Origin of the sequence: Lachnobacterium bovis DSM 14045 (assembly GCF_900107245.1) — a bacterium.
In the GTDB taxonomy this organism is placed as follows: domain Bacteria; phylum Bacillota; class Clostridia; order Lachnospirales; family Lachnospiraceae; genus Roseburia; species Roseburia bovis.
The window spans coordinates 23,334-49,070 of the sequence record NZ_FNPG01000023.1 but is presented as its reverse complement, the minus strand read 5'-3'; the positions used below and the strand labels follow the sequence as shown (position 1 = coordinate 49,070).

At 31.1% G+C, this 25,737-nt stretch carries 25 protein-coding genes; all 25 read right to left on the bottom strand.

From position 1 onward, the window contains the following. Positions 1-123 precede the first annotated feature (123 nt). The 25 genes from BLV79_RS09425 to BLV79_RS09305 all read right to left on the bottom strand — a co-directional run bounded on the left by BLV79_RS09425 (position 124) and on the right by BLV79_RS09305 (position 25,573). Positions 124-828, bottom strand: coding sequence for a hypothetical protein (locus BLV79_RS09425; RefSeq protein WP_074718410.1), 705 nt, complete (start codon positions 826-828; stop codon positions 124-126). A gap of 2 nt (positions 829-830) precedes the next feature. Next, the gene (locus BLV79_RS09420; RefSeq protein ID WP_074718408.1) at positions 831-1,487 is read right to left on the bottom strand and encodes an ABC transporter ATP-binding protein; all 657 of its coding nucleotides are present in this window, start codon (positions 1,485-1,487) and stop codon (positions 831-833) included. A gap of 12 nt (positions 1,488-1,499) precedes the next feature. Further along, positions 1,500-2,237, bottom strand: coding sequence for a DUF2705 family protein (locus BLV79_RS09415; protein WP_029067233.1), 738 nt, complete (start codon positions 2,235-2,237; stop codon positions 1,500-1,502). After that, positions 2,237-2,941: a hypothetical protein gene (locus BLV79_RS12950; protein ID WP_074718406.1), complete on the bottom strand. Its 705-nt coding sequence runs from the start codon at positions 2,939-2,941 to the stop codon at positions 2,237-2,239. The genes BLV79_RS09415 and BLV79_RS12950 overlap by 1 nt, the downstream gene beginning before the upstream one ends. After that, positions 2,928-3,752: a hypothetical protein gene (locus BLV79_RS09405; protein ID WP_074718404.1), complete on the bottom strand. Its 825-nt coding sequence runs from the start codon at positions 3,750-3,752 to the stop codon at positions 2,928-2,930. The genes BLV79_RS12950 and BLV79_RS09405 overlap by 14 nt, the downstream gene beginning before the upstream one ends. Positions 3,753-3,820: 68 nt before the next feature. Continuing rightward, on the bottom strand, positions 3,821-4,219 hold the full coding sequence (locus tag BLV79_RS09400) for a hypothetical protein (protein WP_074718403.1): 399 nt from the start codon (positions 4,217-4,219) through the stop codon (positions 3,821-3,823). Between the two features lie 218 nt (positions 4,220-4,437). Further along, the gene (locus tag BLV79_RS09395) at positions 4,438-5,298 is read right to left on the bottom strand and encodes a helix-turn-helix domain-containing protein (protein ID WP_074718401.1); all 861 of its coding nucleotides are present in this window, start codon (positions 5,296-5,298) and stop codon (positions 4,438-4,440) included. Continuing rightward, positions 5,285-6,034, bottom strand: coding sequence for a hypothetical protein (locus BLV79_RS09390; protein ID WP_143065819.1), 750 nt, complete (start codon positions 6,032-6,034; stop codon positions 5,285-5,287). Before BLV79_RS09390 ends, BLV79_RS09395 begins: the two co-directional genes overlap by 14 nt. Positions 6,035-6,278: 244 nt before the next feature. After that, on the bottom strand, positions 6,279-7,643 hold the full coding sequence (locus tag BLV79_RS09385) for an ArsB/NhaD family transporter (RefSeq protein ID WP_074718397.1): 1,365 nt from the start codon (positions 7,641-7,643) through the stop codon (positions 6,279-6,281). 59 nt (positions 7,644-7,702) lie between these two features. Continuing rightward, complete coding sequence (locus BLV79_RS09380) at positions 7,703-8,302, bottom strand: cytidylate kinase-like family protein (protein ID WP_074718395.1); 600 nt, start codon at positions 8,300-8,302, stop codon at positions 7,703-7,705. Positions 8,303-8,477: 175 nt separating this feature from the next. Then, positions 8,478-8,765: a hypothetical protein gene (locus BLV79_RS09375; protein ID WP_022750034.1), complete on the bottom strand. Its 288-nt coding sequence runs from the start codon at positions 8,763-8,765 to the stop codon at positions 8,478-8,480. Between the two features lie 26 nt (positions 8,766-8,791). Then, entirely contained in the window at positions 8,792-9,025 is a 234-nt protein-coding gene (locus BLV79_RS09370) for a hypothetical protein (RefSeq protein WP_074718393.1), read from the bottom strand. 134 nt (positions 9,026-9,159) lie between these two features. Beyond that, positions 9,160-9,537 (bottom strand): hypothetical protein, encoded by a 378-nt coding sequence (locus BLV79_RS09365; protein WP_083354534.1) that lies wholly within the window; start codon positions 9,535-9,537, stop codon positions 9,160-9,162. Between the two features lie 61 nt (positions 9,538-9,598). Then, positions 9,599-10,402: an ABC transporter permease subunit gene (locus BLV79_RS09360; protein ID WP_074718390.1), complete on the bottom strand. Its 804-nt coding sequence runs from the start codon at positions 10,400-10,402 to the stop codon at positions 9,599-9,601. Next, entirely contained in the window at positions 10,395-11,219 is an 825-nt protein-coding gene (locus tag BLV79_RS09355) for an ABC transporter ATP-binding protein (protein WP_334292639.1), read from the bottom strand. The genes BLV79_RS09360 and BLV79_RS09355 overlap by 8 nt, the downstream gene beginning before the upstream one ends. A gap of 165 nt (positions 11,220-11,384) precedes the next feature. Beyond that, positions 11,385-12,941 (bottom strand): ribosomal protection-like ABC-F family protein, encoded by a 1,557-nt coding sequence (gene abc-f, locus BLV79_RS09350; protein ID WP_074718388.1) that lies wholly within the window; start codon positions 12,939-12,941, stop codon positions 11,385-11,387. Between the two features lie 87 nt (positions 12,942-13,028). Further along, positions 13,029-15,392, bottom strand: coding sequence for a ferrous iron transport protein B (gene feoB, locus BLV79_RS09345; RefSeq protein WP_074718386.1), 2,364 nt, complete (start codon positions 15,390-15,392; stop codon positions 13,029-13,031). Between the two features lie 405 nt (positions 15,393-15,797). Then, positions 15,798-17,345 (bottom strand): glutamate/gamma-aminobutyrate family transporter YjeM, encoded by a 1,548-nt coding sequence (gene yjeM, locus BLV79_RS09340; protein WP_074718432.1) that lies wholly within the window; start codon positions 17,343-17,345, stop codon positions 15,798-15,800. Between the two features lie 304 nt (positions 17,346-17,649). Beyond that, positions 17,650-18,783: an alpha/beta hydrolase gene (locus tag BLV79_RS09335; protein ID WP_074718384.1), complete on the bottom strand. Its 1,134-nt coding sequence runs from the start codon at positions 18,781-18,783 to the stop codon at positions 17,650-17,652. 174 nt (positions 18,784-18,957) lie between these two features. Next, positions 18,958-19,269 carry a YbjQ family protein gene (locus BLV79_RS09330; protein ID WP_074718382.1) on the bottom strand — a complete coding sequence of 104 codons (312 nt, stop codon included), beginning with the start codon at positions 19,267-19,269 and terminating at the stop codon, positions 18,958-18,960. A 100-nt stretch (positions 19,270-19,369) separates the two neighbouring features. Continuing rightward, entirely contained in the window at positions 19,370-20,278 is a 909-nt protein-coding gene (locus BLV79_RS09325; RefSeq protein ID WP_074718380.1) for a DMT family transporter, read from the bottom strand. A 16-nt stretch (positions 20,279-20,294) separates the two neighbouring features. Further along, positions 20,295-20,798: a GNAT family N-acetyltransferase gene (locus BLV79_RS09320; RefSeq protein WP_074718378.1), complete on the bottom strand. Its 504-nt coding sequence runs from the start codon at positions 20,796-20,798 to the stop codon at positions 20,295-20,297. A 64-nt stretch (positions 20,799-20,862) separates the two neighbouring features. Next, a complete protein-coding gene (locus BLV79_RS09315; protein ID WP_074718376.1) occupies positions 20,863-22,011 on the bottom strand; it encodes an iron-containing alcohol dehydrogenase in 1,149 nt (382 codons plus the stop codon). Positions 22,012-22,013: 2 nt separating this feature from the next. Further along, positions 22,014-24,107 carry an amino acid permease gene (locus tag BLV79_RS09310; RefSeq protein ID WP_074718374.1) on the bottom strand — a complete coding sequence of 698 codons (2,094 nt, stop codon included), beginning with the start codon at positions 24,105-24,107 and terminating at the stop codon, positions 22,014-22,016. A 14-nt stretch (positions 24,108-24,121) separates the two neighbouring features. After that, positions 24,122-25,573 (bottom strand): aspartate aminotransferase family protein, encoded by a 1,452-nt coding sequence (locus BLV79_RS09305; RefSeq protein ID WP_330389979.1) that lies wholly within the window; start codon positions 25,571-25,573, stop codon positions 24,122-24,124. Positions 25,574-25,737: the final 164 nt, after the last annotated feature.

Here is a 25,737-nt window from a genome sequence, read left to right as displayed (position 1 = left end):
TTTCAGTAAAATATGTTTTAAATAGCCCATATGATATGCTACTTTCAACTATGTTTTTCACATGTATAAGAAGCTACCACATGGGCTTTTACTTTACTCAATCACATTTATCGTAATCATACGTTAATCCATATATTTTTGCGCGAAACTCTCACTCATTTTATTGTAATCATCAACTACATTCTTATCTGAAGTAAGTATAACTTGATCTTTTAAATCCCTATATTTATATTCCACATTATATATTTTTTTCTTACTCAATTTAACGACTTTTTGTTCTTTTGAGGCAGAATATACTGAATAATAATTCGTACTATACATATAAGTCTTCTTTTCTTCTTCTGATTTTTTGTAACCTTTTATAGTTTTTAGACTATTTAAGCATAAATAATATTCCTTGCCAGTGTCTAAATAATTATATTTGGCACTTGTCATAAAACTATCATCTACCTTAGAGATATCAATCATTTCATAAATGTAAATATCATCACCTTTTTTAATATTCCTTCCATCTGATTTTATGATCTTCTCTACTTTTACTTTTGTTTTTATATCAGCATCTTCTATAATCTTTTCATCACTTATCTTAACCTTAACTATCAAATCTGATTTGTTAGCTACATCGTCTATTGTTTTCACATTAGAGTTTAATAATTCTTCATCATTATCTCCGCATGACATTCTAAACTCGTTAATATTCTTAACTTTTGATAATTCCTTTATATTTTTAAATCCAGTATAACTATTTCTGACTACTACACCTGCAACCATTGAAAGAAGTATTAGTACAACAATAATTCCAAAAAATCTTTTAGTTCCTCGTGCCATTACTATTCTCCTTTCGAATCATTCTCAACAACATCGACTATTTTTCCTGATTCCATTTTAATTTTCACATCAGAAAGAATATCAATATCTTCTTTGTTATGACTAGAAATAATTATTAAAGTGTCTCTTTTTACCTCTTCTTTTATTATTTTTCTAAACATTTCGACGCCTTCTTCATCCAACGCATTAGTAGGCTCATCTAAAACAAGTAACTTTGGTTTTTCCATAACAGCCTGAGCTATCGCTAACCTTTGTCTCATTCCTAGTGAATATTTTGATACAGTTCTTTTATCCTTGTCATCTAACCCTACCTTGTTAATCATTTCACGGATTTCTTGTTCGCCAATAATATTTTTTATTTCTGCAAGCAACTTTAGATTTTCATATCCTGTTGAATATGGGAAAAAACCAGGATTTTCAATCATTGCCCCAACACTTTGTGGAAAATCAATATCCTTTCCAATTTCGTCCTCATCTATCATAATTTTTCCTGAGTCTAAATTTATCAATCCTAATATACATCTCATAAGCATGGTCTTTCCTGAACCATTTCGTCCGTATATTCCGTAGACTTTTCCACTTTCAAACTCAAACGATACATTTTTTAAAACTTCATTACCTTTAATCTGTTTTTCTATATTTTCTACTTTAATCTTCATTTTTTTCTCCTACTACTCTAAAAGCTCATATTTCTTCAGTCTGTAAGCCGTCGCATAATACAATACAAAATTAATTACAATCATCAGCAAGATGCTAATAATATTTTCTTTCATAGAATTTAAGTAAACGTAATTACCTAAATTTAACGGAAACCATTTTGCAAAAATAATCCATTGTTTTCTTTCTTCATACAATGCTCCAACTATAACTAAAGGTGCCGTTGTTAATATTATATTTCCTAAATTGCAAACAACTTCTGATTTGAATAATACTAGCATATTTGAAATCATCGCTAACATAAATAACTGAAGTGTATTAATAATCAATAACACCACAAGATTAATTACAGATATTTCTTTACTCTCTCTAGGTGCTATAAAAAAAATCAGCATAATAAGCATAACAAATAATTCATACAAAAAAATACTGATAAATATCTTTACCATATTTTTTTTCAAACACAATTCTCGATTATTAGTCCTTAAAAAAATATATAAAAAATTGTCTTTTAACTCACTTATATATTTATTTACAACCCATGAAAGAAATAAAATTATAGGAATAACTTTAAACATCACAAGGATTATATTAGAACTGCATTCTACACTGATTGATCCAAATAAAAAGTGTATTATTCTATCATTTTTGAATGAATTTAAATCTGAAAATAAATATCCTGAAAAAAGGACATTCATAACTGCCAACAAAAAAATTCTACCCAAAAATTGCTTATTTATCTTCGTATTCATTATTCCTTATCTCTCCATAACAGATCTAATTTTTTAGTCAAATAGGTAGTCCTCTTAAATAGCAAAAAAGTGACTATTAACATAATTACAATAGCTATTTCATGATAGCTCCATATATAATGATAATTAACAAAAAAATTTCCTGCATTTAAAAAAATCGATATATCACTTAATATAAATCTATCGATAATACTAAATGGAAGAATACATATCAAAATTATGGATATTATAGCTAAAATATCATTATTAAATTTAAGTTTTATTGCTAAAATAACAAAACTCAATGCATAAAAAGCTACAATATATGAAATAGTTGTAAATATAATATATATCACATCTATTATACTTCTATATTTTATGCACCCTACAAATGACAATATGCTAAAAGGCACAAGCAATAATAGTATATATTTTATAGTCACAATAAGATTCTCTTTATAAATATTTGAAAGCCACCTAGATCTACTTCCATAATTTAATAACTTTGAAAAATACATATTATTTTTGATATTTATGCATATCAGAATAGCATATAAAGGCAATAAAACTGAACAAATCATCAATTGATTATATACTTGCATAAAAATAATACATGTCATTTCTTTTACGTTTCTTCTAATATATTTAAATTCTAAAATCAATAACATAACTTCAATGCAAACAGTTAATACCCATAATAAATTTGTTTTTTTAAATTTTCCCATAATATTTTGCCCCTATTTCTGTCATAAAAATTCCTGCTGCATATAATATCACCAGCAAAATAATTCCGTCTCTTAAACTAGCTATATGTCCTTCTTCTAAAAACAAAAAAACATTAATTGATTTTACTTTCAAAACTTGTCCTAATATAGATACCACCATTATTAATCCATATGAAAGTACCGAAACATGAGCGCCCTTCAATTTTCTTGTACATGGTAACATGCATAAACCATACGATAATAAAGCGAACCCTCCAGATAACAAACTGATAATTATCATATAAAATATGTTATATATATATGGATTTTGAACATACCAAAACCAAAATAAACAATTCGAATAATCAGTTTGCAGAAGCCTATATCTTGCGAAGCCATATGAATTGCTACTATAATTCATTGGAAAAGCTATACAACATAGCACTTGATTAATTAATAATGCAGCAAAAACTGTTATTATAGTAATTAAAACAACCGCTGCTGCATTTCCTGTTATATATTTTCTTTTGTTCATCCTTAATAACGAAAAAAGTCCATTACCGTTTAAATCCGAGTTTTTTCTACATCCAGCACACATTGTTGTTGCAATCAATGGTATAACTGGTATAAACATCATTTTAGCCACTCTAGAACTTATTCCAATTATTAACGAATTTTCTGCTGAATTTCTAACCATAACATATGGAAACTTATAATTTACCATGCATGCTTGCAGAAAAGCAAGAATAACTAAAGCATACAATAATGCTACACTTATTTTAAATTCCCTTTGATTGATTTGATTTTTTATATGAAATTTTAAAGTTTTCATTTTTCTATTAACCTCTCAAAGGGTAGGTAACACTATGTCACCTACCCCTATTTTTATAAAAATATTTTTTATCTATAATTCACTTCTCCTGCAACAAATGCTCTCTCTTTGATATAAAAATGTGAATTTTCCATTCCTAAAACCACTTGTGTACCCTTTTTTGCATAACCACTTGTTGTAAATTGTATATTTACTGTACTACCCTTTTTTTGTTTATAATCAGGCGATATCTGTTTATGTGATCTATTTGCTGCCCAAAATGTTACAGTATCTGTGTTTTCTAAATTATAAACATGGTTTGTAATATAGCTAGCACCTGTCTTTTTTGTATGTGCTGATGTATAATTATTTCCTTGCATTGGTGGTAAAACGTATCCTGTATAACTTGCCGCCAAAACATTTGTTCCGCATAAAGCTGTTGTAATTGCTCCTGCTAAAATTAATTTTTTTAAACTCTTTCTTCTCATTTGATAACCTCTCTTTATTTAATTAATATAATTTATTAAAACACTAAATAATAGAATTTACAATGACTTATTATGTACATTTTTGTTCTTTTTCAGTTTTTAATAGATCTGTATATTTCACGCTTTTTAAGAAGAATCATCGTTTTAGTTTCTTGTTTTTTTAACTTTGTACAATAAAAGATGCTGTTAGTATGATTTAGTGGACACAAGACCAAGAATTAACAATATTCTCTTTTTAAAAATTCTGCGATTTTCTCATAAAGTTTTCCTTTACACTTAAGAACTTCACTATTTTCTTTCCCCATTTCACAATATAACTTACCCAATTCAGCCATAAAATAATGCAAATAATCATCTCTATATATTTCATTACACATTGTAATCCCCTTACGCAAAACAGATTCACTCATTTCATATTCACGTAATTTTCTAAAAAGTTTTCCTCTCAAATGGAAACTCAAGCACATATTTCTTCTTTCATTTTGAAGGAATCCACACTTATAATAGTCATCCAAATCTATAATTAATTGCTTTGTGTTTTCATAATCTCTTAATTCATACATTATTCTAGCAAGATCATCTAATAAATATATTTCTATTTTCGAATGATATTTTACTTCGAGTTTTTTTCCAAAAAAATAATTTGGTGATGATAGCTGAATAATTTTTTCAAGTCTACTGGCGTACTCTTTAAGGTTTATTTCATTTGTCTCATATTCAATAAATAACTTACATCTTTCAATCATTTGTAACTCATCTATTGTAAATTCTGACTTCTTTAAAAATTCTTCCATATTTTTTTTTACATAATCTAAGTTTTCTAAATAAATACTATCATTTATTTTTTGGACTCTCATATTTATAAATTCATTCCCTCCATTTGGAATGTAAAACCGCCTTACGTCTTTTCCAAGTTTTCTCATAATTTCAAAAAATTTTGTATCTGACGGTATGACTTTTCCTGTTTCATATCTTGAAATTGTTTCAATTTCACAAATTCCATCAGCCAATTTTTTTTGAGATACTTTAACATAGTTTCTTTCTCTTTTTATAAATTCACTTTTATTATATTCCGGCATTTTCTATTTCCCTCATAACCTCGCATATTTCTATTTTTTTTAAAGATTGCTGATTTTCACTAAATTCAAGTTTGAATTTTTTTATATACATATCCAATTTTAGATAAAAAATATCTTTCTTCGAAATGCATCCTTGAATTTTTTTTAAATTCTTTATCACTTTTTTTTCATGATTTTTTTCAAATATATATTGGTATATTTCTATTAGATAATCTACACACATAATTACCTGATTTTTGGTAATCCTTTTTCTCTCAATTATACTTTCTAGCTTCTTTATAAGAGAATTAATATTGTTTTCTGATATTTTTGTCAAGTCAATACTATTGCTAATGTAGAGTATTATTATTTTTAATTCTACATCTGTGAATAATTCATTATCTAAATTTTTCCAGCACTCCTCTATCGTTTTTTCTTTAGAAATCTTAAATAAATCATTTAAGACATTGTTACTACATTCTTCAGCCCTATTTATTTTTTTTAATTCATTTAACTGTCTAACCAACCTACTTTCATAACAATATTTTTCATCTGCTCCATATATAATTTCAGTTTCAAGCGTATCTACTCCTAACCTTTGTAACAAAGCTATCCCAACCATCTTTGTTGGATAACATTCCAAATTTTCATACTTTGCTAGCATTCTTCTATCACAAATACCCTTTGCTATTTTAGCAAAACTAACAGATTGTTCTTTTCTAGCTTGTCTTATTATTTCACCTAAATTGTCCATCACCGATGTCCTCCTTTTTAGTTCAGCCAATTTTTCAAAGTTATATTTTTAACACATTGCCACCAATATCTTAGTGTAACTCGTTATTTATACTACCCTATAACAAAAATTATTTCAAGATACTACTAATTAGATATATACACTATAAAAAAACACGCAAAATGCGCGGTCTCTCCTAATCAATCATTTTATATAATCAACTTTTTCACATGACAGGTAGATATCATTCTATCTACCCGTCATTTTTTTATAAACAATATCTAATAATAATCATTCCCATGGAAATAAACATTACAATTACAGTTGCCGGAATAGAGGTTTTACAATACTTTCCCCACGTAATTATATAACCGTTTTTTATAGCTACAGATGTTCCAACTACATTAGCTGATGCACCAATAGGAGTGGCTGAGCCTCCAACATCTGTTCCTAAAGCTAATGCCCACACGAGAACTGCCAAATCCACCCCAGATGCGACTGCTAATGAATGAATAACTGGGATCATTGTTGCCGCAAAAGGAATATTATCTACAACTGCACTAGCAATTCCTGACACCCAAATTATTATAGCCACAATAACTATAGTATTTCCTCTACTAACCACTTCTATCTGTTTTGCCAGCAACTTTAATAATCCTGTTTCCTCTAAACCACTTACTACAACGAATAATCCTATGAAAAATAACAGTGTTTTATAATCTATTTTTTTTAAAACATCTAATGAATCTTTCAAATCTGTTATTAATGTTAATATTGCTATAAAAACTCCTATAAAACCAACTGTTACTCCTGTACGTTCATGTGTAATCAATAAAATAACTGCTAGTAAAAAAATTACACAACTTACCAAAAAATCTTTTTGGGAATTAATTACTTCTTTCGCCTCTGGCATTGCTTCGATATCTTCCTGCGTAACCTGTTCATTAACAAGTTCCTTACGATAAACTAGTAAAAAATAAATTACTATCGCAACTAAACTCATAAGTGCAATTATTCCGGTATTTTTTATAAAATCTTTAAATGAATAATGCAATGTTGTTCCTATAATTATGTTAGGTGGATCACCACACATAGTAGCTGAGCCACCTAGATTTGCACAAAATATTTCCGATAAAATCATAGGAACTGGATCTAATTTTAACAATTGTGCAAGTTCAACCGTTACAGCCGCCAAAAATAAAATAACCGTAATACTATCTATAAACATTGCTAAGCCAAAAGACATAATCATGAAAGACACCATAAGTGAAATTGGTTTATATTTTACTAGTTTTGCAATTTTCATGCATAACCATTTAAAAAAACCTGATTTTCCCATTTTTTCAACCATTATCATCATTCCTGTAATAAATATAATAGTTTCCCAATTAATTCCAGACATTTTCGATTCCGACCCTTTTTTAGAAAACCAAAAACTCACTTCATTGAAATGTTGTATATTTAATGCACGCATAATCGCAGACGAACTTCTCATACATATTCCAAATGTTACTATTATTGTTAATAGAGCTGCAAAAAGAGTAACATACTGTCTTTCTATTTTGTCAAAAATAATAAAGATAAACATACAAACAAAAATGATAAGTGCCATAACTTGTTCTGTTGTTAACATATCTTGTCCCCTCTTAATCTTTTTTATTTACTTTGTTTTTCTACTTAATCTCTATTTTTCTACTTATCTTCATTTCTCATTTTTATGTAATTTTCTATAACTTCTGCTGTTTTTTGAATTCCTAAGCAACTAGAATTTAAACAAATATCATAACCCTTAGCATCTCCCCATTTTTCAATAGAATATTTATTGTGATAACGTGCTCTACTTTGGTCATGTCTTTTTATTTTGCTATTAGCTTCTTTCTCATCTAAGTTGTATTTTTTCATAATCCTATCTAATTTATTTTTTTGATTTCCTCTAATGAACACTTTTATCGCATTTTCATTATCATATAAAACAGATTCGGCGCAGCGTCCTATAATCACAAAGGATTCCCCGGATAATGCTTTTTCCTTAATAAAATCAAATTGCATCTGTGCTAAATTTTCTTCAAGTGAATTAGTATGTCCTCTTACTCTTCTACTAAATAATATATTAACCGGCTTTTCTTCATATTGTTTCAATACTTCTTGTGTTTTTTCTTTTCCCTCAAACATTGTCTCTAAAATGTTCCTGTCATAAAATGTAATGTGAAATCTTTCTGCTAGTATTTTACCAATCTCATGCCCTCCACTACCAAACTCTCTAGCTATCGTAATGATTAATTGTTTCTCCATAAATACACCCTCTCCCTATTATTCTCGTAAGAATTATCCTTTATTAAAATTTTTCATTATCTTTATTATATATTTTAACTCTTTTATACATTTTTTGCGATTATTTCTATTTTTTTTTAGTACTTTATAACAAAAAAACTTCTGGTCCAGTGGACCAGAAGTCATATAATCATTTTCAAAAAAAATCCTCTACATTTCTTCCATTTATCGAACACAATACAACCTCATCCCATCTAGATTTTATGGATTTGCCATCAAATACTTTTGCCTCAAACATCTCTTTGGCAGTTGTAAATTCACAACCATCTTCTATATCACAATATCCAATCCAATATGGCTTATCATATTTGGGTATAAATCCAAGATAATGCTCTTTTTGTTTTGGATCGGTTTTAAAGTAAAATACTGTCTCATCACAATCGTCGCCTTTTTCAAAAATCTTTAATAGTTCATCGTATGTCATATATAGTTCTCCATCTGTTTCTACATTTATTTGATTACAAGCACATCTCTTTTATATTCCGGTGAATATTCTTCATCCCACTCTTGCAAGAAGTCATCATTATCAGAGATTTTATCAATTAAATCATGACCTCTCTGAATTATAATTTCCTCAGAAAACGGAATCGTATCCTTTTCAAAAGATATCTCTCGCCCACTCACTTCAAAGATAATGGCTCTCGTTAGCCAAACCTCATATGCTGACTCACCATTAATCGCCATATTCTGTTGCTCATTAACAACCTTTACCGAAGTAATCTCTTTAATAACTACCCCCCTTCACTTACTCATTATATATATATTTGTCAACATTGATGCTATTGTATGCTAATTCTCGTATAACCTCAAAATATTCTTTATGAAATTATTAAATCTACATATGTTTGTTCCCCATGTTTTACTTCTTTGTTATAAACATGTTTGCCAATAATTTCTCGCAAACTTCTGATATCGTCAAGCTCACGCGCAGCAAACTCTAAATAACAGATCGTTGAGCTTTCAACATTTATGCTTTCATAAAAATCAGAAATAAAGCAAAAATATCTATCTAAAATATCTTCCAATGGAAATTGCGAAATATCGCTAGCATTAATGCCTTCTTCAAATTCAGGCTCTTGCACAAAACTAAGAGAGGTCACATAATCATCATCTTTTTTATAAATTCCATCTTCTATTTTTATGTATTGTGGATTATCATGATATTTGAACGCATCATAGTTTCTTATTTCTTTCATAAGCTTTTCCTCCGTGTTTTCGTCTTTTTAATATTGTACGGTTATTTTCTTGCTTCTTCAATCAAATAGGTAAATCTTTCTTTTCGAATAATATAACTGTAAAAAAATAGAATAATAATCCTAACACACCAAGAACTGCAATTCCTATAATACCTGACTCTACATTATCAGCTATTTTACCAGGATTGTATAAAGTAAAAAAAGTAAAATATTTAAATTTTTCCACCGTATCGGATATTTGAGTGTTTCTAATCATTTGAACCAAAAACATAACTGCACCAATTCCGCCACTAATTCCTGTTGCAAGACTTGCTTCGTTGCAGACCGCAGAAATTGCCATACAAAATCCTCCAATAAAAAAATGTAAAATAAACAAGCTTATATTTATTGCGCAAAGCTGACTTATATTAAGCTCTCCTGGTTCCCACAAATGACAAAACACCATCTCAAACACTGTTGTAGCAATTATTAAAATTGCTGTACATGTAATAATTACTAATATTTGCGTTTGTACTATTATTCGCCTTGAGACGGGTGCCGCAAGAAGCGATGCCATATTTTTTTTCTCTACTTTTCCTGCTAATAAGTTTCTACTCCGTAAAATAATAAAAATCATCGGAAACACTAGCAAAATAAAACCATACAGGTACGAAATCAAAAATCCTATCAGAGTCGTTGATGTCACATCCATTCCTGCTGCCGACATGACCTGTGGCATGCTATCATGCATCTGCTTAAGACTTTTCATCATTTCCGGATCATACATCCAAATTACACACACAACATACATCAATATTATTGCTGAAAAAACAAGAAGCATTATTCCACTTTTTTTCATTTCGTATAAATATAATGTCTTATTCATTTTCATCCTCCTCATAATAATTCATGAAGATTTTTTCTAAAGTCTGCATTTTCCTTACTGTAACCATTTTGCCATCCACTTCGCCTTTAAAATCTTCTGCGAATTTTTTTGCTTCTTCCACACTTTCTAAAAATACTGTATATTTATGCGAATGCTGTGTTCTCAATTCCTCAATATTCTTAACTTCTGATAATCTTCCTCCGCGAATAAGTCCAATTCTATCACACGTTTTTTCTACTTCTTCAAAAATATGCGACGACATCAGTATCGTCTTTTGTCGTTTTTTCTCTTCATTAATTAATGATGTAAATCTTTGTTGCATAAGTGGATCTAGTCCACTCGTAGGTTCATCTAAAATCAATATTTCCGGATCTGACATAAATGCTGCGACAATCCCTGTTTTTTGTTTCATTCCCTTACTCATTTTTCTTATTTTTACACTAGTATCAAGTTCAAATCTTTCAATTAAATCCCTTTTTTTCTTATTCGAATCTTCACCACGATATTTTTCAACAAAACTAAGATATTCATCACCCGTCATTTCATCAAATAATGAAATCTCACCTGAGAGATATCCTGTTTTTCTCTGAATTGCCTTTCTATCTTTCATACAATCCATTCCATCAATCATGCATTTACCCGACTTAGCCTTAATAAATCCCATCAAATGTCTAATTGTTGTAGTTTTACCTGCGCCGTTTGGTCCAAGAAAACCAAATACCTCACCTTGTTTAACATTTAAAGATAAATCAAAAATTCCCTTTCCGCATCCGTAATCTCTAGTAAGATGTTCTAATTCGATAACGTTCAAATCCATCACTCCTCTCACTAAGTGCTGGTATAAAAGTGTCAAAAAAACGGAACCTACCATTCATAATATAATATGTTCTAACTTATACGCTCTAATTATACGCCCTAATTGTATCTTATAATTATATTATAAACGAAGTATTCCGTTTTTCAATGTATTATCTTTATTTTTTTATATAACTTTTGTTGTCCATTTTGAGCAATCCCATATGTCTGTTGCCACGTCATTATAAAACTCCGGCTCGTGACAAACCATAATTATACTGCCCTTGTATTCATTTAATGCACGCTTTAATTCCTCTTTTGCATCAACATCCAAATGATTAGTGGGCTCATCAAGTACCAAAAGATTTGAAGGTCTGTTTAAAATTTTGCACAAACGAACTTTAGCCTGTTCTCCTCCAGATAAAACTCTAATCTGACTATCAATATGTTTTGCTGTAAGACCGCATTTTGCTAAAGCTGCGCGGACTTCTGCCTGATTCATCGATGGAAACTCATCCCAAACCTCATCTATACACGTTGATGAATTATTATTTCCTGCTTCCTGCTCAAAATAACCAATATCTAAATTTTCACCTAATTCAACCCTACCTGAAATCGGTTTAATTATGCTAAGCAGGCTTTTAAGAAGCGTCGACTTTCCTATACCATTCGCTCCTGTTAAAACAATTCTGCATCCACGTTCTATTTCAAAATTTAGAGGAGAAGATAATGGTTCATCATAACCTATAACAAGATTTTTAGCTGTTATCATAAACTTTCCTGGAGCTTTAGAATAAAGGAAATGAAATTCTGGCTTTGGTTTTTCAGTTACCTTTTCTATTCTTTCCATCTTATCTAATTTTTTCTGGCGAGACATAGCCATATTTCTAGTGGAAATTCTGGCTTTATTTCTCGCAACAAATTCTTCAAGTTCTGCTATTTCTTTCTGTTGGCGTTTATATGCAGCTTCCTGCTGTGCTTTTTGCATAGCAAATACTTCCTCAAAATGAGCATAACTTCCTGGATATCTATTTAACTTACGATCATACATATGATATATAATATTTATTACACTATCCATAAAAGGTACATCATGAGAAATCAAAATAAACGCATTCTCATATTCCTCTAAATATCTCTTTAACCATACAATATGTTCCTCATCTAAATAGTTAGTTGGCTCATCTAATAATAAAATCTCTGGTTTTTCCAAAAGAAGTTTAGCCAGTAATACCTTTGTACGTTGTCCTCCGGATAACTCAGCAACATCATGATCTAATCCTAAATCCATAAGTCCTAAGGCTCTTGCTACCTCTGAAACTTTTGAATCTATCATATAAAAATCATGCGCTTCAAGAAGCTCCTGTATTTCACCTGTTTCTTCCATGTATGCCATCATCTCTTCATCTGAGGCTTCAGCCATCAAACCATAGAGTTCATTGGCACGAGCCTCAAGTTGAAATAATGAATCAAATGCTGATTTTAAAACATCCTCAATTGTCATTCCCGGATTTAACACAGCATGCTGATCTAAATATCCAACTCGAACATTTTTATTCCATTCAATTTTGCCCTCATCTGGTTGCATTTTCCCTGTTATAATGCTCATAAAAGTGGATTTACCTTCTCCATTAGCCCCAACAAGACCTATATGTTCTCCTTTTAACAGGCGAAAACTAACATCATCAAAAATCTGACGATCTCCAAAACCATGTGTTAAGTGTTCTACATTTAAAACGCTCATTTATTACTTATTCCTTTCAAAAACCTATATCACTGAAACCAGCATTTCATTAAAGAATTTTATATTATTATTAGCAATTTTAAAAAACTATATAGCTAATATCACCATTCCTAAAGTATGAATCAAATATGCAATAATCCAAGCTATCACACATTGAAACACAACCATCTTTAAAGCTGACAATCTTCCTGATTCTTTTTTTACAGTTGCAATTGCTGCCACACAAGGAGTATAAAGCAAGCAGAATACTAAAAACGTAAGAGCCTCTAGTCCTGTCATCCCTGTTTTAATTCCATTTGTTCCTCCAAAAAGGACAGTAAGTGTTGAAACAACGCTTTCTTTTGCTAAAAATCCTGAGATAAGAGATGTAACCGCTTTCCAATTTCCGAAACCTAATGGTGCAAATATTGGAGCAACCACACCTGCTATTAATGCTAAAATACTCTCTTCCGAATCTGTTACCATCTTAAATGATAAATTAAAGTTCTGTAAAAACCATACAATTATTGTTCCGATAAAAATAACTGTAAATGCTCTCTGAATGAAGTCTTTTGCTTTATCCCACATAAGCATAATTACATTTTTTACGCCTGGGAGTCTGTAATTTGGGAGTTCCATAACAAATGGTACAGCCTCACCTTTAAAGAATGAATTTTTTCCTGCAATAGCAACAATTATTGCAACTACTATTCCTGTAATATAAAGGAAAATCATTACCAGCGGTGCATATTCTGGGAAAAATGCTGCAGCAAAAAACGAATAAATCGGCATTTTAGCACTACAACTCATAAATGGAATCAAAATACGAGTCATTTTTCTGTCTCTATCTGATGGAAGTGTTCTTGTTGCCATAATTGCTGGTACACTACATCCAAATCCAATTAACATAGGAACAATACTTCTTCCTGAAAGTCCAATTTTTCTGAGTAATTTATCCATGACAAATGCCACTCTTGCCATATATCCACTGTCTTCCAATAAGGATAAAAAGAAATACAAAATTACAATAATTGGAACGAAACTAAGTACAGAACCAACACCTGTGCATATTCCATCTGTTATTAGTGAATGAATTGGTTTTGCAACATCTGCTGCTGTAAGTAACTCGTCTATTTTTTCTGTTAAAAATGAGATTACTGTTTCTAAAATTCCCTGGAAAAATGCTCCAATAACGTTAAACGTGAGATAAAAAACAATCATCATTATTCCAATAAAAGCTGGAATTGCTGTCCATTTACCTGTAAAGAACTTATCTAGTTTTCGACTTCTGGCTTGTTCTTTACTTTCTTTAGGCTTGATAACAGTCTGACTACATATACGATATATAAATTTAAAACGCATGTCCGCAATAGCCGCCGCTCTATCAAGCCCTCTTTCTTCTTCCATCTGACTTATAATATTTTCTATCGTCTGAGCATCACTTTTATGAAGATTAATGCTTTCTCTTACCAACGAATCACCTTCTATTATCTTGCTTGCAGCAAACTGAATAGGAATATCCTCTTTTTCGACATGATCTTCTATTATACTCATGATTGCATGTCTTGCTCGGTGAACCGCCCCACCATGATCCTCTTTTACGCAGAAATCTTCACGTCCTGGTTTCTCATTATATTTAGCAATGTGTAAGGCATGTGTTATTAATTCATCGACGCCTTGATTTTTGGCTGCTGAAATTGGAACAACTGGAACCTGTATTAATTTTTCCAATAAATTAATATTTACAGAACCACCATTTCCCTTCATTTCATCCATCATATTTAGTGCGATTACCACTGGAATATTTAGTTCTAACAACTGCATAGTAAGGTAAAGGTTTCTTTCTATGTTAGTTGCATCAACAATATTTATAATAGCGGATGGCTTTTCTTCTAAAACGAATCTTCTTGACACAACTTCTTCACTTGTATACGGTGACATCGAATAAATACCTGGCAAATCTACCACTTCAGTATCAGGATGTCCCTTTATTGCACCACTTTTTCTATCTACTGTAACTCCCGGGAAATTACCAACATGCTGATTAGCACCTGTTAATTGATTAAACAGAGTTGTTTTGCCACAGTTTTGATTACCAACTAATGCAAAAGTAAGCTTTCCTTTTATTGCTTTTTTTTCTTTATGTTCTTTACGATGTTCGTTTGTATTGACATCTTCTCCTATCAAAGGATGTGGAATATCTTTCTTTAAATCCTTTTTCCTTTTTTCAATAACTTCACTGGTATTTCTTACATTTTCAATTTCAATTTTTTCGGCATCAGCAAGTCTAATCGTAAGCGAATAGCCTGAAACCGTAAGTTCCATCGGATCTCCTAATGGAGCATACTTAATCAATGACACATCGCTTCCTGGAATAATTCCCATGTCAAGGAAATGCTGTCTTAATGCACCACTTCCACCAACACTTTTTATAGTAGCTGATTTTCCAATTTCAAGTTCTCTTAAATTCATTTATTTCACCTTTCTATGATGACATATTGGTTTCATTTTCTATTTATTTTTATATCAAATCCTTCGGAAAATCCCTAAAGGATTTTAACAAATCATCTAGTTAACACAATCCTTTTGATTTTATCACAATTATAGTTTCTCGTCTATTAATCTATTTTTCGAAAAAAAATAAGATTGTCTTTAACAATACTTATACTAAAACAAGTAGTCTTAAATAAATGACTTTCAAATAATTATTTTTTATAAAAAAAACCGTTTCATCAAATATGCTTCTAGTTTCCTAGCTGCATATCAACGAAACGGTCTAAGGTAGGGTATTATAGTTATTATTTTTATTTATAATTTAATATTATCTTCTTTAAAAAACTTGTTTTATTATCTATGCTTAATTTTCTGTTTCGATTTTTAATTTTCTGTTTCGATTTTTAATCCTTTGTTTTGATTTATAACCTTTCCTGAAGATACTTTATATTCATAACAAGAATACATTATCCATGCAACAGCACCAAAAATTACAGGATCAATTAATGACCAGAATGTTTTCATATAATCTTTTTTTAATAAAGCAGGTTCAATAATTGCAAAAACATTTGCTAATAAAAGTGTTAATGTTACAACATAACCCCAGAAATTAGCTGATTTTTGACTCTTATAAACAACGAAACTTCTGTCGATTCCTTCAAGTTTCTTGAATTTAGGGAATGCAAATGAAATAAACATATAAGGTACTGTCATACCTACATTAACCATTGCTGTTAAAATATCGAAGAATTTTTTCATTGTGCTACCACCAAATGATATTAAGATTACCATTACGCAAACAATTGCACACTGAATCCACATAGCGTTTTTAGGCAAACCATCTTCTGCAATTTCACTAATTTTACCAGGCCATAACTCTTTTGGTGTACCATCAATTATCTGTTTAAGTGGTGAATATACAAGAGTAAATAATGCTCCCATAAGTGTTAATAACATGATAAAAGCAAATACTCTAGCGAATCCATGAGCTAATGCAACTTGAGTAGCTTTAGATAATCCAAAAGCTTTTCCAAACTCTGCTGCAAAATTTGACATGATTACGTATGAAACGTTTCCAAAATTAACTTTTTTTCCTTTGAATAATTCATTATAATTAGTAAATGAACCTACTAACATAATAAGTGACGCATAACCAACAACGATAACAAGTGCTGCTGTTATGATTCCTTTAGGGAAATTCTTCTTAGGGTTTTCTGTCTTATCTACAAGTCCACCTACTGCTTCAATTCCACCGTATGCAAAAAGAGCAAATACGATAAATGATAAAAGCATAATTGGGCTACCCTGATACTCTGCATTTAATGGAACTTTTAATGATTCTAAGCCCTCAAATGGCTGTCTTAATTGACCATGACGAGCAATAATCATTACAATAGAACCAATTACAACTAAAATATTAATTGTAAGAACAGCTGAACCACCAATAGAAGTTACTTTACTTATTTTGTCAATACCTTTTGTGTCAAAGTATGTAATCACAATAAAGAATATTACTGCCATAACTCCAAGGAGTCTAGTTCCTGATAAAAAGCTCCAGCCAAATAATGACCATTTTGATGTACAATCCTCACCAAATATTACATTTGATACTGGTACCCAAATTCCTGATGAAGCATTTACCATCCATAAAACATACGATGTGTACCACATAAATGTACCGATAAATGCATATTTAGGTCCAACGGATTTACACATCCATGAGTACATACCGCCTGTTTCATGGCGAAAAGCAGAACCAAATTCTGCTACCATAAATGCAAAAGGAATAAAAAATAAGAGAGCCGCAATAACAAACCAAGGAATAGCTGCATATCCCATTAAGTAATATGATCTTGGAATGTTATTAAATCCATAAACCGATGTAAAAATCATCAGAATTAAGGACATTAAACCAAGTTTTTTTTCTTTCATTTTTCTTGTGTGATGCAAAAAAATACTTATACATCACTTCTCCTTCCTTCTTTCTGTCTTGAAAATCAATGTATCTGATGACCAAATTGTGCCAGAAAATTAACACACAATTTTTTAAAAATCATATATACATTGGTTAACTTTTTTCAAGGTGCCACGAAAGTAGATTATACCATAATTTTTTTCAAGTGTCCATGAATGAAAGAGTTTACATTTTTTATGTATTTTTATACATGAATTGGAAAATAGGATTGTTTTGAGACAATATATTTTATACAATATTAAGTGTAATTATGGCATCATGCTATAAATATTTTAACCATTTAATTAAATCGTCCATATAATACTTCTGCTCAAATCCGTGTTCTTGGCCTTTTGCGATTACTTCTTTCACTTCTACTCCAATACCCTTTGCTTCTTTAATGTAATCCTGTATGCCTTTTTTTCCGACCATCACGTCTCTAGTTCCCCACGCAATAAACTGTGGCACTTCCTTCGAACGTAAAAGGTATTTTTTCAAATCGTATTGTTCTAGGATTTTTTCTCTTTTTTCTTTATCTCTTACTTCATCTGCATCAAACATTGCAAAAAGCATTGGCACATTATGTTTTAAAGTTACTGCTGGATAAATCATTGCTGCTGCTGCAACACTATCGTCCACTTTATCAATTTTATCTAGTTTATAATTTTCTGGGAAAAAATCATTGCCTTTAAATTTATTTATATGGCAACCAACCATAAATCCTCCGGCGGAAAATCCCATAATAACAATTTTTTGAGGATTGATTTTATAATCCTTAGCATGATATTTAATATATTTTATCGCCCTTTGGAGATCAAGTTGAGGAATAGGATACTCATATGGATTACTTCTATAATGTAAAACAAATGCATTTATACCGTTTTTTTGAAGCTTAATTGCAACATCCTTTCCCTCATCATTTCTTCCATCCATAGATTTATATCCAAAGCCTCCACCTGGAAGAATCACTACAGCCATATCTGATGCGCACACTTCGGATGTTTCAACGACTGCACCTGTTTGGGATGCTAAATATGGAATAATATATGGCTCATCTTCAAATGTTTCTTCTTCGTAGCCGCCTGCAATTTCGTGCATATATGTGAAAGTATCAATTATTTTTTCAGCATCTTTATACTTTTTATTTGCAATTGCGTAATCAAATTTGGCGTGTTGAAAAAGTTTATTTCCAACTCTTTTTACATTCATTTTTTCTATTTTTAAGTTTTTAGAATTACCTGCTACCTTTTCCCAAATTTCGTTTCTTTTATCATAGTCAGCTACCATGCCTGTTCGTCTTTTTAATATTTTTGCGACTTTGAAAAAAGCAAACACTAAAAAACTTATTATAGTTACACTTGTTATTCCAACACCAATTTTAAAATTTGATGATTTTCTTTTTGAAATCTTTTTCATATTTCCTCCAAATTACTTTCATTTCAAAAATGATTCGCTCAACTTTTGCTATTAACCTGACTTTTCAAGCTAAAAAACCCTTTTACTGATTCAACATGTGTTACGATAATCACTTTCATTCAATTATCGACATACTTTTTCAGTAAAAGGGTATTAACATCTATATTATTTTCACTAAACAAATTTTACAGCAGTTCCATAAGCCATTACCTCTGCTGCGCCTTGCATAATTGCTGATGATGAATAACGAACATTTACGATAGCATCTGCACCTAATGCCATTGCTTCGTCAACCATTCTACTTGTTGCTAAATCTCTAGCTTCATTCATCATGCTAGTATATGCTTTAAGTTCTCCACCTACAATAGTTTTCAAACCTTGTGTAAAATCACGTCCAATATTTTTTGACTGAATTGTACTACCTTTTACAAGTCCAATCATTTGAAGTTCTTTCCCACTAATATAATCAGTATTTACAATAATCATTTCCTTCTCCTCCACAAAATATATAATTTATAATTCACATTCACACTTATGATTCTACACTACCTATTATTTATTATCAACAAATAATAAATTTTTTTATCTACTTTTGAATTGATTTCTCCTTTTTTGCATCTAAAGTAATTAACCACAGCATTGCAAAAATCATTATAAACCCTGCTACATCGTATAGTGTAAATTTCGAATGAAGCATTGTCGTAGAAATGACTGTGGCTGTAATTGGTTCTGCAAAACTATATAAACTTGCTTTATCCGGACCTATTTTTTGAACACCGCTTATATATAAATTAAAAGCTAAAACATTTCCTACAACTATAACAAAAACTATTCCAAATAAACCATACAAGTTTGGAACATATTTGATTTCCCATATTTTAAAAATCAATGCACCCAAAACTCCACCTAGCAAAAACGACCAGCCCTGAATTATGATGACCTTTATGTGACTTAATTTTGGAGCTAAAATATTATAGATTGCAACACAGATTCCACTTATTATTCCTGTAATTAACGCCATTGATGAAATTGACATTGTCTTTATATTTCCATGTGTTGTAATCAAAAAAACTCCAATTAATGCCATAGCAATTGATCCTATTTCTGTAACTTTTGGAAATCTTTTTCCAATAACGCATGTAAAAATCAGAATAAAAACTGGTGCCAAATCTTGAAGTATTGTACCTACTGCTGCTGATGATAGCTCTATTGTCAAAAAATAAAAAAATTGACAAAAACTTACTCCTATTAATCCATACAAGAGCATTATAATTGAGCTTTTTAAGTTAGCCCATGGAAGCATAACTTCTTTTCTATTTTTTATAAAGGAATACACTAACAAAATCACTCCAGCTAATCCTAGTCTTATTGGTACTAGCCATCTGCTATCCATTTTCTGTACTGTAAATAAATACTGTCCCATTGAACCCGACAGTCCCCAACATGATGCCCCTAAAACTGTAAGTAATACACCTTTTAAATATAATTTGTTCATATCTTTCCTATCTTTTTTATTGTATTTTTATTCTGGTAAAATATTCGCTCTTGTTTTCGTGATGTATGTACGCACCATTTTTCAACTGGACTTTAAGACTTGCAGGATTATCCTTATTAACAGCCAAATATGCTTCTTTTATATTAAATTCTCTTGCTTTTTCAAGTGTTAATTTTAATCCTTTTGTTGCATAGTTTTTTCCTCTATATTTATTAGAAATGCAGTATCCTATATGTCCCGGCCCCTCTCTCAAAAATTCATTTAGATAATGACGAAGGTTAAATACTCCTACGTAGTTACCTTCGTCAGCAAGCACATATGTTGTATCCGCCACAAAACCCTCTGGAAGATTTTTTCCTTCTGACCAATCACGCTTCTTCTCTATCCAGTCTAGGAATTGTTCATAATCATATCCATATACATTATTTAAATATCCGTTCTCTCTTTCTTTAAACGACATATATAATTCGTATGTCTTCTTATAATTGGAATCCTGTACTCTAATTAATTCTAATTTCATTCGTTCTACCTCGATGCTTTCTGTTTTGGTTATTATACCATTATGCATCATAATTATCGAGTACTTAATAAGCAAATTTATATATCTCTAGTATTTGCTCTTCCGTAAGATTCACATAATTATTTTTTAATAAACGCTGTTGTGTATTTATAACATTTTTAGAAAAAACACTCAGTTCATCTTCTTTAATTCCAAACTTATGGAGGGGTTCACAACATAAGACCTGATTCATTAAGGAATATAATGCTTCCATTGCATCATCAACTTTTGATTCTAAGCAATCTGCAATTACCTTCTCTAACTCATTTATTCTTCCATAAGGTTGTATTTCTTTGTATTTTCTCATAACGGCCTCGAACATTAACTGATTAGATTGACCATGTGGTATATGATAAACCGAGCCCAGGGGATATGCACATGCATGTACCGCTGCACATCCTGCATATCCAAATCCTATTCCAGCCCAGTTTGAACCAATCAAAAAATCTGATGCATATTTCTTCCAATTTTCATTTGTATACATTTCGTTTGCTTCTGATTTATTTCCACAATCCATCGTTTTTTTCCAAGCTATTATAATTTTCTTTAACGCTTCTTTAGAAAACATATATGAAATACTACAACCATTTGGACTTAGAAAAGATTCTACGCTATGAACCATGGCATCAATTGATGATGTTGCAAATATTTTGTATGGTAATGAATCTAACATTTCCATTATTAGAACTGCCTTATCAGCATACATTGCCTCTGATGCAAGCCCCATTTTTACGCCTTTTCTCACCCTGTTAATAACAGAAATATTAGTTACTTCACTACCTGTACCACAAGTTGTTGGTATTATTATAAGAGGATGTATTTTTTTTAATTTTTCCGAGCAATCATATAAATCATCCACACAATCATCCGCTTTTGATACTGCAATAACTTTTGAAATATCAATAATTGTTCCCCCACCAATTGCTATAACTCTTTCAAAAGTTTTTGTTTTCAAATCGGATAGTATTGCATCAACCATCTCATCTGTTGGTTCACCCTTACCATACTTTTCTCTATATATTACTTGAGCATCTAGTTTCATTGGTTCAATAAAATGTTTATACGTTCTCTCACTAGTTATGATTAAATCGTCTTTGTTAACTTTTTCCTGTGAAACAAACTGAGAAAATCTGTCAAATTCTAGTATATCTGTTGGAATGGAAAATCCTGTCATTTTTAAACTGCCTCCTGTATAAGTTTTGTTTCATTTTGTTGAAATTTGTATTCTATCATTTCTATGATGTATCTAGAAGTCTTCTCCCAACCAAGCAAACTACTATCAATTAAAATATCTCTATTATGACGATCTCCACGTTTTGTACCAGTTATATATTCATGTCTTGCATGTTGAGCTTTTTCAAATGCTTCCCACTCTTCATTTGCCTGTTTCTTACTGATACCCTTCTTCTTCATTATAGCTTCAATCTCTTTTTCTCTTGGAGCATAAATAAATATATTCAATACATCTTCTCTTCCTTTCAAAATATAATTACTGCTCCTTCCGACAATAACACAAGATGATTTATCTGCAAAATCATTTATTGCCTGGAACTGTGCACTTATTACTCTATTTGAAAGATTAGCATAACGTACACCATAACTTGTATCGAAGCCATATCTCACACCTAATTTTGTATCTGCTGCTTCAACTAGTCCTTTATCAACCCCAAGTCTATCTACAACTTTGTCAACCAAATCTCTATCATAATATTCTATTCCAAAATAATCAGCTATCATTTTTGCTATTTCAGGACCGCCACTTCCATATTCACAACCAACTGTAACAACAAAGTGTGATGTATTTGCGCTTACTTTATCGCTAACTACAACTTCTTCTACAATATCGGAATAATCATTTGTAAAAATATCACGCCCGAATTCTGTACCATATTTGTTTTTAGAATATAAATAGAAAAACATTCCCAATACTACCCAAGTTCCAACAACTACCCATTCTTGCCAAATAAGAGCTGCTGAAAAAGATACCGGCACGATATATAAAAGAGTCATAAAGCCTGACATTATAACTGCTAAACAACCTGCTATTTTTCCTGCTTTTACCTTATATGGTCGTTTCATTTCAGGTTCTTTTTTTCTAAGTATACAAAATGAAATTGAAACAAATAAATATGCTATAACACATCCAAACGAAGCTGCATCAACAAGCCAAACTAAAACGCCTCTACCAAAAAATGGAGCAATACAACATGCTATTCCACAAAGAATAATTGCATGAACTGGTGTTTTATTTTTTCCGAGTTTGCCAAAACTCTCTGGAATCATAAGTGATTCACCCATTGAATAAAGTGCTCTACTTCCCCCCATCAAAAATGAATTCCATGATGTCACGATTCCACATAAGCCACCTATAATCAAAACTTTTCCCATAAGAGGCGATCTAAATGCGATTTCAATAGCTTTTACAGAAACTAATCCGTTTTGAGCTGTCATCTCATGAGCTATTGCGCTTTGTGGCATTATATAACATACTGCAAAAATAATTGACAAATACCATGCTACTGCCAAAAAAATTGAAAAAATCATAATACGACCAATTTTTTTATATTCAACGTTGATTTCTTCTGCTGCCTGTGGAATTACATCAAATCCAATAAAAAGGAACGGTGTCATGCAAGCCACATTGAACATACTACTTAATGTACTTCCATTTTTTGCTTCCCACATCTGTCCTGAAACATTTGATATATCTCCATGAATTGCAGAGCCAACCACTAATAATATACCTGCAAGTGCAATAATAGCAGTAAGCACCGTTTGTAAAATTGCAGCTGTTTTGGCACCTTTTATGTTTATATACGTGATAAAAATAGCTACTGTAACACCTAAAAGTATGGTTGTAAGGTAAATATCTTTTCCTGCAATACTATATAAATATACCTGATTAAAATTTGGAAAAAGATATGTAATTACTGTAGGCAATGCGGTCGCTTCAAATGCAGACGTTGCTACATAACCTAAAATTATCATCCACGTACAAATAAATGATCCTGTTGTTCCCATTGCCCTGTAACTAAAATTATGTTCTCCTCCACACTGTGGCATTGCTGCAGTAAGTTCCGCATATGTAAGTCCTACAAATATAACCATTAAACCGCCTATTAGCATTGCAAGAATTGATCCCATAAATCCAGCTGTAGTTATCCAATCTCCTGAGTTGATAACCCAACCCCAACCAATCATAGCACCAAAGGCTATAACGAGGATGTCCCATCCTCCCATTACTTTATCAAATTTTGCTTTTTGCTCCATATAATCCCTCCTTATTATTCAAGTGCTTCTTTTAATGACTCTTCAAATATTTCTATTCCCTTTTCTATTTGCTTATCTGTAATCGTAAGAGGTGCAAGAAAACGGATTGTATTGCTTGCAGTACCGCAACTTTCAAGAAGCAAACCTTTTTGTATTGCATTATCAATTAGTTTTGCAACCAATTCAGTTGCAGGTTCTTTAGTTTCTTGATCTTTTACAAATTCTATACCTATCATCGCTCCAAGACCTCTTATATCTCCAATTACTGTATATTTTTTCTGAAGTTCTTTATATTTTTCTGTTATAACCTTTCCTATATGCATTGCTTTTTCATCAAACTTTTCTTTTTTCATAACGTCCATAACTGCAAGTCCTGATGCACATGAAAGTGGATTTCCACAAAATGTTCCACCAATTGTTCCTGCTGGCGCGGCATCCATTACTTCTGCTCTTGCTGTAATTGCAGAAATTGGGAGTCCACCTCCAACTGATTTTGCTGTAGTAATAATATCTGGTGCTGCACCGGCTTCTTTCCAGTATTCTGATGCAAAATATTTTCCTGTTCTGCAGTTACCACACTGAACTTCATCCGCAATCATTAAAATTCCATTATCATCACAAATTTTACGAACTGCCTTCACCCATTCTATTGGTGCTGGAATAAATCCACCTTCACCTTGTAATGGTTCTACCAACATACAAGCAATTTCATTTGCTGGCGCACCTTCATCAAAGACTTTATTTAATTCATCTATGTAATACTGTATTGCTTCCTCATTAGTAAATCCCTTAGGTGCTCTATATAAATAAGGATATGGAGCACGATATATATCTGATGGGAAAGGTCCCATTCCAACTGCATAACACTTTTTAGCTGTCAATGCCATTGTAAGATTAGTTCTTCCATGAAATGCACCTGTAAAACAAATAACACCACTTCTTTTTGTATATGCTTTCGCTATTTTAATTGCATTTTCATCACATTCTGCTCCTGAATTTGCAAAATATGTTTTTTTGACATCACCTTTACATGGCATAATCTCATTCAACTTTTCAGCTAATGCTACATATCCATCATGAACATATACATTAAAAATTGTGTGAAAATATTTTTCTGTTTGTTTTTTTACAGCTTTTATAACTTCTGGGTGGGAGTAGCCTATGTTAAGTACACCTACACCTCCAACCCAATCAAGAAATTTATTGCCATCTAAGTCCTCAAACATAGCACCAGCTCCCTGTTTGATACATATTGGATATGTTTTCCCACATAATGCCTTCGGAATTGCTGCATTTCTTCTATCAAGTAATTCCTGTGATTTTTGACCCGGAACATGCTCTGTTATTATTTCAGGTAAAGCTTCTGCAAGCTTTTCTCTTTCAGTTTCAATAATGACACTTTTATCTGTCATTTGATTCTTTCCAATTATAATATTTACATCCTTCATTGTTTTTTCATTTACCATAATACTAACCTCCTACTAGTAAAAAAAAAGACGCAGATAAAGTTATCTGACGTCTTTGCCTTTTTCATTTCGTTTCTTTTATTTAATTGCATTATACCCATCTATATTATATCATACAATGTATTACATCAACTATATTTGTTGTGCACGGTGCACAATCGTTC

Coding starts and splice junctions, on each gene's coding strand:
- BLV79_RS09425 (WP_074718410.1), bottom strand. CDS start 828: ATGGCACGAGGAACTAAAAGATTTTTTGGAATTATTGTTGTACTAATA.
- BLV79_RS09420 (WP_074718408.1), bottom strand. CDS start 1,487: ATGAAGATTAAAGTAGAAAATATAGAAAAACAGATTAAAGGTAATGAA.
- BLV79_RS09415 (WP_029067233.1), bottom strand. CDS start 2,237: ATGAATACGAAGATAAATAAGCAATTTTTGGGTAGAATTTTTTTGTTG.
- BLV79_RS12950 (WP_074718406.1), bottom strand. CDS start 2,941: ATGGGAAAATTTAAAAAAACAAATTTATTATGGGTATTAACTGTTTGC.
- BLV79_RS09405 (WP_074718404.1), bottom strand. CDS start 3,752: ATGAAAACTTTAAAATTTCATATAAAAAATCAAATCAATCAAAGGGAA.
- BLV79_RS09400 (WP_074718403.1), bottom strand. CDS start 4,219: ATGAGAAGAAAGAGTTTAAAAAAATTAATTTTAGCAGGAGCAATTACA.
- BLV79_RS09395 (WP_074718401.1), bottom strand. CDS start 5,298: ATGCCGGAATATAATAAAAGTGAATTTATAAAAAGAGAAAGAAACTAT.
- BLV79_RS09385 (WP_074718397.1), bottom strand. CDS start 7,643: ATGTTAACAACAGAACAAGTTATGGCACTTATCATTTTTGTTTGTATG.
- BLV79_RS09380 (WP_074718395.1), bottom strand. CDS start 8,302: ATGGAGAAACAATTAATCATTACGATAGCTAGAGAGTTTGGTAGTGGA.
- BLV79_RS09375 (WP_022750034.1), bottom strand. CDS start 8,765: ATGACATACGATGAACTATTAAAGATTTTTGAAAAAGGCGACGATTGT.
- BLV79_RS09370 (WP_074718393.1), bottom strand. CDS start 9,025: ATGGCGATTAATGGTGAGTCAGCATATGAGGTTTGGCTAACGAGAGCC.
- BLV79_RS09365 (WP_083354534.1), bottom strand. CDS start 9,537: ATGAAAGAAATAAGAAACTATGATGCGTTCAAATATCATGATAATCCA.
- BLV79_RS09360 (WP_074718390.1), bottom strand. CDS start 10,402: ATGAATAAGACATTATATTTATACGAAATGAAAAAAAGTGGAATAATG.
- BLV79_RS09355 (WP_334292639.1), bottom strand. CDS start 11,219: ATGGATTTGAACGTTATCGAATTAGAACATCTTACTAGAGATTACGGA.
- abc-f (WP_074718388.1), bottom strand. CDS start 12,941: ATGAGCGTTTTAAATGTAGAACACTTAACACATGGTTTTGGAGATCGT.
- feoB (WP_074718386.1), bottom strand. CDS start 15,392: ATGAATTTAAGAGAACTTGAAATTGGAAAATCAGCTACTATAAAAAGT.
- yjeM (WP_074718432.1), bottom strand. CDS start 17,345: ATGAAAGAAAAAAAACTTGGTTTAATGTCCTTAATTCTGATGATTTTT.
- BLV79_RS09335 (WP_074718384.1), bottom strand. CDS start 18,783: ATGAAAAAGATTTCAAAAAGAAAATCATCAAATTTTAAAATTGGTGTT.
- BLV79_RS09330 (WP_074718382.1), bottom strand. CDS start 19,269: ATGATTATTGTAAATACTGATTATATTAGTGGGAAAGAACTTCAAATG.
- BLV79_RS09325 (WP_074718380.1), bottom strand. CDS start 20,278: ATGAACAAATTATATTTAAAAGGTGTATTACTTACAGTTTTAGGGGCA.
- BLV79_RS09320 (WP_074718378.1), bottom strand. CDS start 20,798: ATGAAATTAGAATTAATTAGAGTACAGGATTCCAATTATAAGAAGACA.
- BLV79_RS09315 (WP_074718376.1), bottom strand. CDS start 22,011: ATGACAGGATTTTCCATTCCAACAGATATACTAGAATTTGACAGATTT.
- BLV79_RS09310 (WP_074718374.1), bottom strand. CDS start 24,107: ATGGAGCAAAAAGCAAAATTTGATAAAGTAATGGGAGGATGGGACATC.
- BLV79_RS09305 (WP_330389979.1), bottom strand. CDS start 25,573: ATGGTAAATGAAAAAACAATGAAGGATGTAAATATTATAATTGGAAAG.